At 69.0% G+C, this 14,056-nt stretch carries 13 protein-coding genes; 2 read left to right on the forward strand and 11 right to left on the reverse strand.

Annotation, left to right across the window (positions count from 1 at the left end):
- Positions 1-12 precede the first annotated feature (12 nt).
- Entirely contained in the window at positions 13-2,139 is a 2,127-nt protein-coding gene (gene dacB / locus P3102_RS34695; protein WP_276364877.1) for a D-alanyl-D-alanine carboxypeptidase/D-alanyl-D-alanine-endopeptidase, read from the reverse strand.
- Between the two features lie 167 nt (positions 2,140-2,306).
- Here dacB and P3102_RS34700 point away from each other — a divergent pair, with 167 nt between their 5' ends.
- Positions 2,307-2,825 (forward strand): inorganic diphosphatase, encoded by a 519-nt coding sequence (locus P3102_RS34700; protein ID WP_276364878.1) that lies wholly within the window; start codon positions 2,307-2,309, stop codon positions 2,823-2,825.
- A gap of 133 nt (positions 2,826-2,958) precedes the next feature.
- Here P3102_RS34700 and glyA read toward each other — a convergent pair whose 3' ends face one another.
- The 4 genes from glyA to P3102_RS34720 form a co-directional block, all read right to left on the reverse strand.
- Positions 2,959-4,227 (reverse strand): serine hydroxymethyltransferase, encoded by a 1,269-nt coding sequence (glyA, locus tag P3102_RS34705; protein WP_276364879.1) that lies wholly within the window; start codon positions 4,225-4,227, stop codon positions 2,959-2,961.
- Between the two features lie 357 nt (positions 4,228-4,584).
- Positions 4,585-5,106, reverse strand: a complete 522-nt coding sequence (locus P3102_RS34710) for a gamma carbonic anhydrase family protein (protein WP_276364880.1) — start codon at positions 5,104-5,106, stop codon at positions 4,585-4,587.
- 69 nt (positions 5,107-5,175) lie between these two features.
- Positions 5,176-6,402 (reverse strand): M14 family metallopeptidase, encoded by a 1,227-nt coding sequence (locus P3102_RS34715; protein ID WP_276371486.1) that lies wholly within the window; start codon positions 6,400-6,402, stop codon positions 5,176-5,178.
- 115 nt (positions 6,403-6,517) lie between these two features.
- Positions 6,518-7,105 (reverse strand): TetR family transcriptional regulator, encoded by a 588-nt coding sequence (locus tag P3102_RS34720; RefSeq protein WP_276364881.1) that lies wholly within the window; start codon positions 7,103-7,105, stop codon positions 6,518-6,520.
- 123 nt (positions 7,106-7,228) lie between these two features.
- Between P3102_RS34720 and P3102_RS34725 the strand changes: the two genes are divergently transcribed.
- A complete protein-coding gene (locus tag P3102_RS34725; RefSeq protein ID WP_276364882.1) occupies positions 7,229-7,693 on the forward strand; it encodes a GreA/GreB family elongation factor in 465 nt (154 codons plus the stop codon).
- An 88-nt stretch (positions 7,694-7,781) separates the two neighbouring features.
- Here P3102_RS34725 and P3102_RS34730 read toward each other — a convergent pair whose 3' ends face one another.
- From P3102_RS34730 to P3102_RS34755, 6 genes are all read right to left on the reverse strand, one after another.
- Entirely contained in the window at positions 7,782-9,314 is a 1,533-nt protein-coding gene (locus P3102_RS34730) for a substrate-binding domain-containing protein (RefSeq protein ID WP_276364883.1), read from the reverse strand.
- A gap of 72 nt (positions 9,315-9,386) precedes the next feature.
- Positions 9,387-10,874 (reverse strand): NAD(P)/FAD-dependent oxidoreductase, encoded by a 1,488-nt coding sequence (locus tag P3102_RS34735; RefSeq protein WP_276364884.1) that lies wholly within the window; start codon positions 10,872-10,874, stop codon positions 9,387-9,389.
- A complete protein-coding gene (locus tag P3102_RS34740; RefSeq protein ID WP_276364885.1) occupies positions 10,871-11,356 on the reverse strand; it encodes an FAD-dependent oxidoreductase in 486 nt (161 codons plus the stop codon). The genes P3102_RS34735 and P3102_RS34740 overlap by 4 nt, the downstream gene beginning before the upstream one ends.
- Positions 11,353-12,282: a ferritin-like domain-containing protein gene (locus tag P3102_RS34745; RefSeq protein WP_276364886.1), complete on the reverse strand. Its 930-nt coding sequence runs from the start codon at positions 12,280-12,282 to the stop codon at positions 11,353-11,355. The genes P3102_RS34740 and P3102_RS34745 overlap by 4 nt, the downstream gene beginning before the upstream one ends.
- A complete protein-coding gene (locus P3102_RS34750; RefSeq protein WP_276364887.1) occupies positions 12,282-13,103 on the reverse strand; it encodes an SDR family NAD(P)-dependent oxidoreductase in 822 nt (273 codons plus the stop codon). Before P3102_RS34750 ends, P3102_RS34745 begins: the two co-directional genes overlap by 1 nt.
- Positions 13,100-14,029 carry an alpha/beta hydrolase gene (locus tag P3102_RS34755; RefSeq protein ID WP_276364888.1) on the reverse strand — a complete coding sequence of 310 codons (930 nt, stop codon included), beginning with the start codon at positions 14,027-14,029 and terminating at the stop codon, positions 13,100-13,102. Before P3102_RS34755 ends, P3102_RS34750 begins: the two co-directional genes overlap by 4 nt.
- Between the last annotated feature and the right edge of the window lie 27 nt (positions 14,030-14,056).

The raw sequence follows: 14,056 nt of genomic DNA on the forward strand, positions 1-14,056 counted from the left end.
GATTCCGGTCGCTCACCGGCAGCCGCACTGGTGCAGGGTCGCCGCGACGACGTCGAGCGCGGCCCTGCCCTTGTTCTGGTCCGAACCGGACGACATCAGCGCGAACACCAGCATCCGGCCGTCGGTGTCCAGCACCACGCCCGCCAGGGTGTTCACCCCGGACAGGGTGCCCGTCTTGCCACGCACCCAGCCGCGGCCCGCGGCCGAAGCCGGATCGCCGTAGCGCTTCTCCAGCGTCCCGCTGCCACCCGCGACGGGAAGGCCCGCCAGCAGGGGGCGCAGTTTGGCCGTCCTCGGGTCCTTGCCGTCCGGCGCCGCCGCGACCGCGAGGATCTCGCTGAGCACCTTGGCCGGGATCTTGTTCTGGTCGGACAGTCCGCTGCCGTCGTTGATCTGGACGCCGGTGAGGTCGAACCCGGCCTGGTCGAGCACGTTCATCGTCGCGGTCGCGCCGCCGGTGAACGACGGTTCGGCGCCCTTCGTGAGCGCGATCTGGCGGGCGAGGACGTCGGCCATCAGGTTGTCCGAAAGCTGCATCAGGGAGCTGGCGAACTCCGAGAGAGGCTGCGATTTGACCTCGCCGAGCACCTTCGCGTCCTTCGGCGCCGTCGTCGTCCCGCCGGCTTGGGCTTCGAGCTTGCCCGCGATCTTCTGGGTCAGGGCGGCCGCCGGGTTCGCGACGCGGGGCGAATGGTCGTTCTTCGGGTCGGCGCGGCCGCCGTCGGCCATCACGGGAAGGACCGGCGCCATGTAGGTGTTGCCGGCGGCGGTGTCCTCCGGGTCCCAGCCCTTCGCGGACGTCGGCCCCTTGAACACGCTGATGTCCAGCTGGACCTTGGCGATCTTGCCACCGGCGGCCTTCTTGACCTGGGCGACGAGGTCGTCGACGTGCGCGGCGCCCGGATACAGCGGCGAGTCGGTGCCCAACGGCAGCGACGTCAGCGAGGGGTCGCCGCCCGCGACGAGGATCACCGTGCCCGGTTCGGCGCCCTGGACGATCTTCGTCGAGATCTGCGTCCCGTGGTCCATCGACAGCAGCGCGGCCGCCACGACGAGGATCTTCGTGGTCGAGGCCGGCGTCAGCGCGGTGCCGGAGTTCTTGTCCCAGAGGACGTTCCCGGTCGCCGCGTCCACCACGGTGCCGGTGAGCGTGCCGAGGTCCGCGGCGGCGGCGGGGCCTGCCAGCGCGGCCGCGAGACCTTCCTTCGTCGGCGCGGCGCCGTTGACATCCGGGCCGTGCAGGACCCGGGTGACCGCGGCGGGCTTGGGGATCTCACCCTTCGGCGCGTTCGGCGCCCAGGGCAGGCCGAGCCGGTTCGACACCTTCGGCATCGCGGCGGCCCCACCCATCCCGGCGAGCAGCAGGACGACGACCAGGGTCGTGATCAGCAGGGCCTTGCGCCTGCGCTTCGGCTTCGGCGCGGGCGCGGCCTCGGTTCCGGCCGCCGGGGGTTCCTGGGACGGCGGCTCGGGCCGCTGGATCCCGACGGTGGCTTCGGCGTCGAAGCGTTCTTCGGACGGCTCGATGCGGACGGGGCGCGCGTGCATGGTCGCGGACGGGACCGGCGCGGGAAGCGGCGGCTCGATCCGGCCCTGCTCGGGACGGCGCCGCGGCTCCTGGCGCCGCGGCTCCTGGCGCGGCGGCTCCTGGCGCGGTGACTCCTGCCTCGCCGGCTCCTGCCCCGGTGACTCCTGCCTCGCCGGCTCCTGGCTCGGCTCGGGTGCCGGGGGCTCTGCCTCACGCGGTGGTGTGACGGGGTCCCGGTCGAACTGGTCCCAGTCCGGTTCGTCCCCGTACTGCGGCTGGACCGGCTTGACGAAGCGCGTCTTCGGCTCTTCGTCCTGCTCCGGCTCGGCCGGCGTCACGGGCGTCACCGGCTCGAAGGCGGACCACTGCGGTGTCGGGGTCTTCGGAACGTCCGGTTCCTCGTCGAGGCTCCCGGCCTCGACGACGGGCTGGAACCACGAGCCACTTTCAGGTGTGACCTTCGGCACTGACAGCTCTTCGGTCTTGCCGTTCGCCAGGCCCGACATGGGCAACCAGACGGTGGCTTCACCCTCCCGCTTGGCGCCCTGGGGCTCGGCGGATGAGGTGTCCTTGTCGTCCGACGGCCACCTCGGGACATCGTTCTCCGGCACGCAACGCTCCTTCATCCACCGTCCGAGGAAGGGGCCAAGCTCACATACGACCACATCGATGCGACCACCCGGGCCCCCGTGGTCCACACTAGTGAAGACAAGACCATGAACTCGGTGAGCCGTCCGCGACGCCCGCGCGGACCAAAGATGAGAGCAGCGAGGTCGGCGTGGAATTCGACGTCACTATCGAAATCCCCAAGGGGGAGCGCAACAAATACGAGGTGGACCACAAGACCGGTCGGATCAAACTCGACCGGACGCTGTTCACCGCCACGCAGTACCCCGCCGACTACGGGTTCATCGACGACACCCTCGGTCAGGACGGCGACCCGCTCGACGTGCTGGTGCTCGTCCAGGAGCCGACCTTCCCCGGCTGCCTGATCCGCTGCCGCGCGATCGGGATGTTCCGGATGACCGACGAGAAGGGCCCGGACGACAAGGTCCTCGCCGTCCCGACGAACGACCCGCGCCTGGAGCACCTGCGCGACATCCACCACCTCAACGAGTTCCACAAGCTCGAGATCCAGCACTTCTTCGAGGTGTACAAGGACCTGGAGCCGGGCAAGAGCGTCGAGGGTTCGAGCTGGGTCGGGCGCTCCGAGGCCGAGGCCGAGATCAAGCGTTCGTTCGAGCGCGAGACCGACCGGCTGGCCAAGGAGGCCGTCGACGGTCCGGCGGCTCACTAGTCGCTCATCCGCCGGGCTGCACCTTCCCCGGTACGTGAAGGCCCCCTTCCTTGCGCCTGGCGCAAGGAAGGGGGCCTTCACGTACTTCGACTGCACCTCCCGGCGTCAGGCGAAGAATTCCGGAGTGTCGCGACTACGCCGAGTAGCCCGGGATCGGGAACGGCGCCAGGAACTCACGGATCTCGGCGGCGATGGTGTCCAAAGCGGACTGTTCCTCGTTCGCCGCCGCGGTGATGGTGCGGTCGATCCAGTCCGCGACCCGCACCTGGTGCTCCGGCTTGAGCCCGCGCGTGGTGATCGCGGAGGTGCCGAGCCGGATGCCGGACGGATCGAACGGTTTGCGCGGGTCGAACGGCACGGTGTTGTAGTTCAGTTCGATCCCGGCGCGGTCCAGCGCCTGCGCGGCGGGTTTGCCCGGCACGTTCTTGTTCGTCAGGTCGATCAGCAGCAGGTGGTTGTCGGTGCCGCCGGACACGAGGTCGTAGCCGCGTTCCACCAGCGCCTCGCCGAGCGCACGCGCGTTGGCCACGATGGCGTGCGCGTAGTCGGCGAACTCCGGCTTCTGCGCCTCGCCCAGCGCGACGGCGATCGCGGCGGTCGTGTGGTTGTGCGGACCGCCCTGCAGACCGGGGAACACCGCCTTGTCCACGGCCTTCGCGTGGTCGGCGTCGGAGAGGATCATCGCGCCGCGCGGACCACGCAGGGTCTTGTGCGTGGTCGTGGTGACCACCTGCGCGTGCCCGACCGGCGACGGGTGCGCGCCGCCGGCGACGAGGCCGGCGATGTGCGCGATGTCGGCGACCAGGACGGCGTCGACCTCGCGGGCGATCTCCGCGAACGCCGGGAAGTCGATGGTGCGCGGGATCGCGGTGCCACCCGCGAAGATCAGCTTCGGCCGGTGCTTCAGCGCGAGTTCGCGGACCTGGTCGAGGTCGACGCGACCGGTCTCCTTGCGGACGCCGTAGCGGACCGGGGTGAACCACTTGCCGGTCGCGGACGCGCTCCAGCCGTGCGTGAGATGGCCGCCGTCCGGGAGCGCCATGCCGAGGATGGTGTCCCCCGGCTGCGCGAAAGCGAGGTACACCGCCAAGTTCGCCGGGGAGCCGGAATACGGCTGGACGTTCGCGTGGTCGGCGCCGAAGACGGCCTTCGCGCGCTCGATGGCGAGCTTCTCGACCTGGTCGACGACCTGCTGGCCCTCGTAGTACCGCTTGCCGGCGTAGCCCTCGGAGTACTTGTTGGTGAGGACGGTGCCCGTCGCCTCCAGCACGGCCTGGGAGACGTAGTTCTCGGACGCGATCAGGCGGATCTTGTCGTGCTGGCGCTTCGCCTCGTCCTCGACGAGCCCCGCGATCTGCGGGTCGGCGGCGGCGAGCGCGGAAAGTTCGGGCTGGTGGGTCATCGGACGTACTCCTGCCAGAGACGGCCGGACCCAGGCGCGCGGTACCGGCCTTGTCGTCGCTTCCCGGTGGTGCTCCACCTCAAATGGCGCCAGTCGCTGGTGCGGCCAAGCCTAGAGCACGGGCCGGGGCTCGGTGTGCCGACGATGTCCGGCGCACCACCGGCGGCTGCGTCCGGCCGCGCGACCGCAGAACTGCCTGCGCGCGGACGGCACGGCGTTCGATCCGCCGCCGGCCGGCGGCCGCGGATTCGTCGGGCAGCGCCGGGACCGGCGGCCGACTCGAGCGCCGCCTGGTGGGTCTTCTTCTTCGACTTCGGTGCCATACGGCCGAAGCCATGATCTCCAGTTTCTGGAGGGTCAATCGATCGGCTTGCTGCCTTCCGCGTGACGGCGCGCCAGCTCCTGGTAGATCGCCGCGTTGTGCTCGACCCAGCCGCGGGCGGTGCCGTCGAGCGGGACGTGCTTCTTCGCCGGGCTGCCCATGGCGACCGTCTCCGGCGGGACCACCATCCCCGGCGTGACCGTGGCACCGGCCGCGACCAGGGCCTTCGCCCCGATCTGCGCCTTGTCGAGCACGATGGAGCCGTTCCCGATCAGCGCCTGCTCGCCGATCGTGCAGTCGTGCACGAGGCACTGGTGCCCGACGGTGACGTTCTTGCCGACCTCGGTCACGCCGCCGTTGACGTGGATGACCGAGTTGTCCTGGATGTTGGCGCCCTCGCGGATGAGGATCCTCCCGAAGTCGGCGCGCAGCACGGCGCCGTACCAGACGGAAGCGCCCTTCTCGACGACGACGTCGCCGATCAGGGTGGCGGTGGGGGCGATCCACGCTTCGGGATCCACCTGGGGACGGTGCCCCTCGAATTCGAACATCGGCATGCCCGCACCCTATGCCGAAAGTCCGTGAAGGCCCCCTGGAGAGACCAGGAGGCCTTCACGGAACGTCGCTCAGCCGATGGCGGTGTTCAGCAGGAGGTCCACGGCGCGGTCGTTACGCGTGGTCTCCCGGACGATCACCTCGTCGGGCGGGTAGAAACCGGGGTTGGCGCCCCGCGGGTACATCTCGAAGGTGAAGCTCAGGATCTTGTGGGTGCCCCACATCCAGTCGTCGATGGTCCCGTCCGTGATGTACAGGTCGCTCGACTGCTGCGGCGTGTAGCCGTTGGTCGCCGCCAGCTGCCTGCCCAGCGTCTGGAAACGCTGCGCCTCGGCCGCCGTCATGCCCGGCGCGGTGTCGTTGTAGGTGAAACCGAACGGCCACAGCACGAGTTCCGAATAGGTGTGGAAGTCGATGCTCGCCTTGATCTGCTGGACGCCGCCGATCTTGCGCGAGTTCACGAAGTTGGACACCGCCCTGGTCTCCGGGGCGGAGAACGCCGACGGGCCGCGGTAGGTGTCGCTGGTCGTCGAACCCGACGAACCGCCGCAGCAGCCCCAGTTGTAGGCCCAGTTGCGGTTGGGGTCGGTGCCGTTGCCCTGGCGGTTCTTGCGCCAGTACTTGTAGCTGCCGCCGGAGATGTCGTACTCCGAGCCGTCCGGGTTGACGTTCGGGATCACGTAGATCTCGACGCTGTCGACGAAGCGTTTGATCGCCGGGTCGGAGGCGTAGCTCTGGGTGAACCGGTTCACGATCCGCAGGCACATCTCGGTGGTGAGGTGCTCGCGGGCGTGCTGGTTGCAGGTGAAGAGGACTTCGGGCTCGTTCTCGTCCGTGGCGACGTTGTCGCTGATCTTCAGCATGTTCAGCGCGCGGCCCTGGTACGAGTTGCCGACGCTGCTCAGCCGCGCGATCGAGCCGAAGGTCGACTGGGCGTTGCGCAGTTCGGTCGTGACCTCGGCGTAGTTGTGGTAGCCGGAGTCCGACGGCGGGAAGTCGTTGATCGCGTTGGTGCCGAGGGTCTCCGACCTGTCGACGACACCCCGCTGCTCGACCCGGAAGCCGAGCGAGCGGATCTTCGCCGCGTCGCGCGCCTCACCGATGAACGTGGTCGTGCCGCCCGCGGAGCCGAGTACATCGACGCCCAGCCGGGAGATTTGGGTGCGCTGCTGGGAAGTCCCGGTGCCGAAGACCTCGTAGATCTGGACCTGCGCGTCTTCGGCCTGCTGGTCGGCGGTCGCCGGACTCGCGGCGACCGGGATGGTGAACGCCGCGACGGCCGCGATCGCCACGGCCATGCACCGTCTTATGCGCATCGTCGTCTCCTAGCTCTGGGCAAGGGAAGGGAACCTCACCATGGCCGGAGCCGGAAGAGGAGAACAATCCGTAATGGTACGGATCTAATGCGTATTTCTACCCGTAGTTCGCGAAACAGAGCGCTTCGATGTCGCCGCGCAGTGCGGCGAACGGCCGCCGCCGGACACGCTGCTGGACGATCGCGCCGAGCAGGTAGGACAGCAGGGCCCGTGCCCGCGCCCGCGGGTCTTCGACGTCGAGCGGGGCGAGCAGTTCCGCGAGCAGTTCGGTGATCGAGGTCAGCATGACGTCGATGGCCTGCGGATGCTGCGCGCGGCCCGCCGCGATCCAGTACTCGAACCAGAGAAAGGCCGCGTTCGGGCGGCCGGAGAACTCGGCGAGGAAGGCTTCGAGCGCCGCGAAGAGCCGCTCGTCCGGGTGATCGTGCTGCGCCGAAATTTTGCGCAAATCGGCCGTGAACGTTGTGATGTGCGCCGCCATCGCCCGGTCGATCAGGACGTCGATGTCCGCGAAGTAGTAATGAATCGCACTCTTCGTGAGCGGCCCGGCCTCCGCGATCGCGCGCACGGTGCAGCCGGCGAGGCCGTCCCTGGCGAGCACGACACGCGTCGCTTCCACGATCTGCTCCTGTTTCTGCAGTTGATTGGGGGAGAGCCGGGCGCTGCGGCCGGGAACGGCGGTCACGAAGTTCCTTACACGAAGTAGTCAGGACACAAGCCCTGAAGCTTAGGGCAACCGTCCCGCCCGATCACAGCGGGTGAAAAATCTAGGTGGCTCGCGGCCGATCCGTGGCGGACAATGCCCGGCATGGTGACCTCAGGGGACAACGGGTTCAGCCCGGCCGCACGACGGCAGCTGGAGAAGGAACTCGCCGATCTGCGTGCGCAGCGCGACGCGATGGCGCCGCTCGTCGGCGAGCAGGAACGAACCGGCGACGCCGCCGACCAGGCGGAGGTGCTGGACCGCGCGGAGGCGGCCGCCTACCTCGACCGGCGCATCGCCGACGTCGCGGCGAAGCTCGAACACGGCGGCCGCGACAGCAAGGGCCTGCTTCCCGACGGCACCACCGTCACCCTCAGGTTCTCCGACGGCGACGAAGACGAACTCCACATCGTCACGATCCCGGGCGAGGACGCCGACGCCTCCACGGTCACTTCGGACAGCCCGCTCGGCCTGGCGCTCGTGGGCGCCAAGGAGGGCGACGAGATCAAGTACCGGACGCCGCGCGGCGAAACCAGCGCCACCGTCGTCACCCTGAAGCCGCCCGCCTGACCTCGGTCCAGGTGGTCGTGAGCGGCGATTCGGGTGCGGACCCGAATCGCCACTCACGACCAGCGTGCCCGACCCGCCACCGCCGCCTTCACGCGCCCGGACGGCACAGCACCGGGTTCGCCAGTTCGGCGCACGGCCGGTGCCCGTGGGAGCGCACGATGTCCTTGCCGACCTGATTGGTCAGGTACCGCAGGAAGCTCGCGACGAGCGAGTCCGCCTTCGGCTCGCCGAAGGTGTACGCGTACTCGGTCTCCCAAAACGGGTACGCCGCGTGGATCGCGCCCTCCAGGGTCGCCTGGTGGCCGTCTATGCGCACCGGCAGCACGTCTTCGCGTTTCGTGGCGGCGCCGAGTTCGCTGTAGCCGAGCGCCCCCGGCACGCGTGACACCGCGTCGAGGACGTCGTTCGTGGACGGCTTCGCGCAGCGCACCACGCCCGGCTGGGCACCCGGCGCCAGTTTGAGGCAGTCGTCGGAGTTGTCGCCGGGTTCCCGCTTGCCCGCCAGGATCCGCCCCTCGAACGTCCGCCGCGTGCCGGAGTCGGAATGCCGGTCGACGAGCCGGACCGGCCGGTCCTTGCCGCCGATCTCCTGCCAGTTCGCGATCTTGCCGTCGTGGACGTCGCGGATCTGCGCGAGCGACAGGTCCTGGACGCCCGCCTCCTTGTTGATCACGAGCGTGAACAGCGAGAACGCGACCGGACGCGGAAGCAGTCGCGGGAAGCCCTCGCCCTTCGCGCCGTCGGAGAACGCCAGCGTGCCGTCGTTCCCGGCCTGGTTCAGGCTGCCGAGCCCTTCCGCACTCCCCCTGCTGTCGAAGGCGAACGACGCGCCCGGACACGTCTTCGTGTACGAAGCCGCCGCTTCCTTCAGCACCGGCGCGAAAGCCGTCGATCCGGTGATCGTGAGCTTCCCGGACGCGCAGTCCAGCGGAGGCGGCTTCTCGTCGAAGACCAGCGAGCGGGTCAGCTGGAAGATGCTGACCACGACGAGGAAGAGGATCAGCGCCATCACCGAACGCGTCGGCCCGGTGCGGCTCTTCGTCTCGCGGAGGCTGCCGCCCTTGATCTCGCCGACGACCTGGGGTTCGTCGAAATCGTCGGGCGAGCCGTCGGGAATGCGGTCGAGTACGGCGAGGATCTTGTAATGCGCGCCGCGGTTCAGCGGCACCCTCGGCAGGTCGATCACCCCGGTGGGCCGGTCGGGATTCTCGTCGCGCGCGCCCCATCCGGAGTCGTCGCCGAAGCATTCGTGCAGATGCCGCGAGCTGAGCTCGGTCACCACCATCCCGGCCACGGTGCGGCCGGGGAACTTCACGCGGACGCCGACCCGGTCGTTCTCGTTGACCGCGTAATCGTCGGTGTCGATGTCGGTGGTGCCGCTGTTCTCGATGCGCAGCAGCACGAACGACGGGTCGACGAGCCGCTCGCCGTTCTCGTGCTGGAGCTGCGCGAGCGCGTCCGCCGTCGGCGCGAACCCCCGTCCGGACGCCGTCGGGGTGTCCATCTGCACGCGGTAGCCGAGCCGTTTGCGGCCGACGAGCACGAACTCCCACAAGAACGCGACGGCCGGGACGGCGATCCCGACCACCGCCAGCAGGACGTCCCAGGGAAAGCCTTCCAAGACCAGCCTCCAGGTTCGGGAAATCGAACCTAAGGCTCATCCGTGCCGGAGACGGCGGACTTCAGCCAGTGTTCACCGGCCGTCCGCGAAGGCGTAGTCGCCGAGGTCGAAGAACCGGCTCGTCACCATCGTCTCCACCGTGGGCGAGGCGCGGAACGGCACGTCCCCGTTCGCGTCGAAGTAGTAGCTGTTGGCCCCTGAGCAGCTGTCCTGGAAGAACACCTGGTGCTTGCGCCGCTCCAGCATGCTCCGGAAGTACCGGTCGTTGGCCTCGTTCGTGACCTCCACGCGGGTCGCGCCGATCTTGCGGGCGTTGCGCAGGCACCGGACGATGTGCGCGGTCTGCGTCTCGATCAGGTTGAAGTACGAGGAACCGTTGTAGCCGTAGGGCCCGAGAATGGTGAAAAAGTTCGGGAAACCAGGGACGCTGACGCCCTGATAGGCCTGAAACCGGTTCTCCTGCCAGAACTTCTCCAGGTCGGTACCGCCGGATCCGCGTACGGTGAAGGCCGGCATGTTGCCCTTCTCGAACACCTTGAACCCGGTCGCCAGCACCAGGACGTCGACCGGATGCTCGGTGCCGTCGACGGTGCGCACCCCGGAGCCGGTGATCGCGTCGATGCTCGTGGTCTCCAGCGTGACGTCGTCCCGGTCGAACGTCTGCAGGTATTCGTTGGAGAAGCTCGGCCGCTTGCAGCCCAGGGCATACCGCGGGGTGAGCTTCTCGCGGATCACGGGATCCTTCACCGCGCGGCGCAGATGCGCGCGCCCGATCCGCTCCCCCGCGCTCGCGGTCGGCAGGAGCCGGTGGAAATGCGCGGCCAGCGGGAAGGTCACCTCGACGAGTGCCTGGCTGGCCAGCCGGGACACCGGTTTCGCGCCCGGCAGCCGCCGCAACGCGAGCCGCGCCGTCCGCGGCAGGACGGCGTCGGGTTTGGGCAGACACCAGATCGGCGTGCGCTGGAACACCGTCAGCCGGCCTGCTTCCGGCGCGATCGACGGAATCACCTGCACGGCCGAGGCCCCGGTCCCGACGACGGCGACACGTTTCCCGCGCAGTTCGACGCCGTGGTCCCAGCGCGCGGTGTGCATGACCGTGCCCCGGAAGCCGTCGAGCCCGTCGATGTCCGGCGGCTTCGGCTGGGTGAGCACGCCGGTGGCGCCGACGACGAACCGCGCCGTCATCGCCCAGCCGTCGGCGGTTTCCAGCCGCCACAAGTGCGTTTCGTCGTCGAAGGTCGCCGAGACGACCTTGCTGCCGAGGCGGGTGCGACGGCGGATGTCGTACTTGTCGACGCAGTAGTCGGCGTACGCCTTCAGTTCGCGGCCCGGCGCGTAGACCCGCGACCAGCCGGAGATCTGCTCGAACGAGAACTGGTAGCTGAACGACGGGATGTCCACGGCGACGCCGGGATAGGTGTTCCAATGCCAGGCACCGCCGACGCCGTCGCCTTCCTCCAGCATCAGGAAGTCGTCGAAGCCGGCTTTCCGCAACAGGATCGCGGCGCCGATCCCGGAGAACCCGCCGCCGATGATCGCGATCCCGTGGTCCGGCGTCATGCGGGCAGTCCTTCCTTGGCGAACAGCGAACCGGCGCCGAGCACGATGACGTCCGCCTGGTGCTCGATACCTTCGGCGGTGCGGATTCCGTGGGGTACGAAGGCGTAGACCGGCCAGGTGACGAGCTTGCATCCGGGCCGCCGCAGCGCCCCGTAGTAACCGAGACCGGGCGCCGTCCGACGCGACCCGAAGCGGTGGTCGGGGGTCAGCAGCCTGCGGATCCACGGGTCTTTCACCTGCCGGCGCAGGAAGATCCGGGCGACGGCGATGCCGAGGACGTTCGGCCCGGGGACCGGCATCGGCACCACCCAGTCGGGTTCTTCCTGGAACACTTTCACCGCACGCGCGGTGGCCGCCACCTCGGGCACGATCTGCGCCGCGTCACGGCCGGGCGCGACCACGGCGACCCGCTGCCCGGCGAAGTCGCGCCCGAACCATTCGGTTCCGCGCAGCACCTCGCCCTCGAAGGTTTCCAGTGTCATGACGCGACCGGTTCGTGGGTGATCTCCTCGGTCCACGACTGCGGCTTTCCCAGCAGCCGCGGGGGGATCAGGCGGGTCAGCTTCACCATCGGGTCGGCGAGCAGCCGGTGGTAGACGTGCGATCGGTCGACGATCATCGCCGCCTGTGCCTTGAGCACGTGATACGCCGGGATGCGGTTCGTGAACTCGCCGCGGCCGCCGATGGTGGAGAACCGCTTCACGGCGTTGTACAGCTTCTTCTCCGGCAGGCCCATCGCGACGATGTTGTCCCGCATCTTGTTGATGAGCGGGACGAACACCACGATCAGGCCGAGGACGAGCTGGGGTTTGAGCGAGCCGACGGATTCGGTGAGCAGCCTGGTCGCGGAGCCGGCGCCGATCAGCTCCAGCACTTCGAAATCGGCCGTGATGTGCCGGGACTCGTCGGAGTTGATGTGCCGGAACACCTGATGGCACACCGGGTCGGAGACCTCTTCCAGCAGGAACTTCACCAGTGCGCCGTCCAGCGCGCATTCCAGCAGCGGGATGAGCGTGGCCAATGCCGTCAGCGGCAACGTGTCGCCGTAGTCGTCGAGGACCTTGATGGCGAGCTTGACGTTGATGTTCGGCTCGGGCATCGAACCGTGCTCGTCGAGCATGCCCCAGCGTTTCATCAACGCTAGTTCCGCGTTGGCGTGCTTCTGTTCCTCGGCGTGGAAGTAGCGGTAGATCTCCTGGATCACCGGTGTCGGCGCCTTCTTGGCCAGCGAGGCGAACCCGCGGGCGCCGACGTGCTCGATCCACACGAGGTCGGCCATGAACGGCCGCATCTTGGCGCGGAGTTCGCCGGTCATCGTCTCCGCGCCGGGCGCGTCCCAGTCGATGTCGGCCAGCGACCACTGCTTGTCCTTGATGGTCCGGAGCAGCGCGTCGAAGTCGTAGGCCATCACTTCTCCTTTTCGGCGGGCAGGAACCGGCCGAGCAGACCGGCGATCCGCGTGTACGGGACGGGCACGAAACGCTTGGCGTGCCAGAGAAGCCGAGCGTCGGGTTGTGGCACCACGTAGAGGCGGCCGCGATCGTGGGCGTCGAGGGTCGCCCGCGCGACCCGCTCCGGCGAGAACCCGACCAGATCGGAGACCCGCTGCGCGAGGCCACGCGCCGCGGCGTCGATGAGTTCGCCACCGAAGATGCCGGTACGCACGAAAGTCGGGCACAGCACGGTGACCGTGACACCCGTTCCGGACAGCTCCGCGGCCAGTGTCTCGGACAGACTGACGACCCCGGCCTTGCTCACGTTGTAGGCGGCCATCCTCGGTGCGGCGGTGAAGCCGGCGGCCGAGGCGACGTTGATGACGCCACCCGCTTTCGCCGCGCGCATTGCGGGGACGAAGGTGTGACAACCGTGGATCACTCCCCAGAGATTCACCCCGAGGGTGCGCCGCCAATCGGACAGCGGGCTCTCCCCGACGGGTTTGCCGCCGGCGCCGATCCCGGCGTTGTTGACGACGAGGTCCGGCTCGCGGCCCAGCCAGGAACGCGTCTGGTTCGCGAGCTCGGCGACTTCGTCCACACTGGACACGTCACAGGCGATGGCGACCGCTTCGCCCTTGTCTTTCGACATCGTCACGGTTTCCTCGGCCGATTCCAGGTCGATGTCCGCGCAAACGACCCGGCTGCCACGCCGGACGAGCTCGGTGGCGATCGCCCTGCCGATCCCGCTGCCCGCCCCGGTGACGACGGCGTGCGCTCCGTGGGTCCGTTTCACCCGGCCACCTTTTCGATCGCTGTCAGGTTCTCGGTCAGGAACCGGCAAGCCCGCTCCATCGCCGGTGCCGCTTCGGGAATGAAGCGGCTCAATGCCTGGAACACGTGCATCTGGCCGGGGACCACCTCGAGTTCGCAGTCCGCGCCCGCGCGGCGCAGCGCTGCGGAAAGCTCGATCGCGTCCGCGGCGAGCATTTCGAGGCCGCCCGCCTGGATGATCGTCGGCGGGAAACCCTCGATGTCGTCGAAGGCGAACCTCAGCCGGGCCGACGCGGCGTCGGCGTCCACTGTGTACAGACTGACCAGCCGCGCGGCCGCGGCGGCGGAGATCATCGGGTCCGGGCTCATGCGTTCTCTTTGGGCGGCCAACGAAAACGTCACGTCGAACAGCGGTGAGAAGAGGGCCAGCGCGGCAGGTGGGGCTTTCCGTTCCCGGATCAGCTGCGCGGCGAGATCGACCGCGAGATGCCCGCCCGCCGAGTCGCCCGCGACGAGAACGCGCCGGTACCCCTGGCCGAGGAGCCGTTCGTAGGCCGCGCGAACGTCGTCGGCGGCGCTCGGGAAGCGATGCCGGGGCGCGAGCCGGTACTCGCAGGCGAAGACGGGCAGCCCGGTGCCGCCGGAAACCCGTGTGGTCAGCCCGCGATGCGTGCGCGCCGAGCAGAGCGCGTAACCGCTGCCGTGGAGGTAGAGGACGACCGCATCGCCTTCGGTCACTTCAGGACCGCGGACCCACTCACCCCCGATGCCGGGCTCGATGCGGCTTCCCTTCAGCGGCGGCGAAGCCAGCCACAGACTGCTCGCGAGGAAAGCGCGGGAGAAGGCGATGCCCGCCCGGTTGGCCGGGATCGCGTTGGCGATCGGCCGCACGAAAACGGACGTCAGCGCGGCGGCCACCCGGGGGCGCAGGCCGTTCTGCGGTCGCATGCCCTCAGAATGAATCTGAAGGCACCT

The sequence above is a fragment of the Amycolatopsis sp. QT-25 genome, assembly GCF_029369745.1.
GTDB lineage: Bacteria > Actinomycetota > Actinomycetes > Mycobacteriales > Pseudonocardiaceae > Amycolatopsis.

Excerpts from the sequence above, each read along its gene's own strand:
- glyA (WP_276364879.1), bottom strand. The coding sequence starts at position 4,227 with ATGACCCACCAGCCCGAACTTTCCGCGCTCGCCGCCGCCGACCCGCAG.
- P3102_RS34710 (WP_276364880.1), bottom strand. The coding sequence starts at position 5,106 with ATGCCGATGTTCGAATTCGAGGGGCACCGTCCCCAGGTGGATCCCGAA.
- P3102_RS34715 (WP_276371486.1), bottom strand. The coding sequence starts at position 6,402 with ATGGCCGTGGCGATCGCGGCCGTCGCGGCGTTCACCATCCCGGTCGCC.
- P3102_RS34725 (WP_276364882.1), top strand. The coding sequence starts at position 7,229 with ATGGTGACCTCAGGGGACAACGGGTTCAGCCCGGCCGCACGACGGCAG.
- P3102_RS34735 (WP_276364884.1), bottom strand. The coding sequence starts at position 10,874 with ATGACGCCGGACCACGGGATCGCGATCATCGGCGGCGGGTTCTCCGGG.
- P3102_RS34740 (WP_276364885.1), bottom strand. The coding sequence starts at position 11,356 with ATGACACTGGAAACCTTCGAGGGCGAGGTGCTGCGCGGAACCGAATGG.
- P3102_RS34745 (WP_276364886.1), bottom strand. The coding sequence starts at position 12,282 with ATGGCCTACGACTTCGACGCGCTGCTCCGGACCATCAAGGACAAGCAG.
- P3102_RS34755 (WP_276364888.1), bottom strand. The coding sequence starts at position 14,029 with ATGCGACCGCAGAACGGCCTGCGCCCCCGGGTGGCCGCCGCGCTGACG.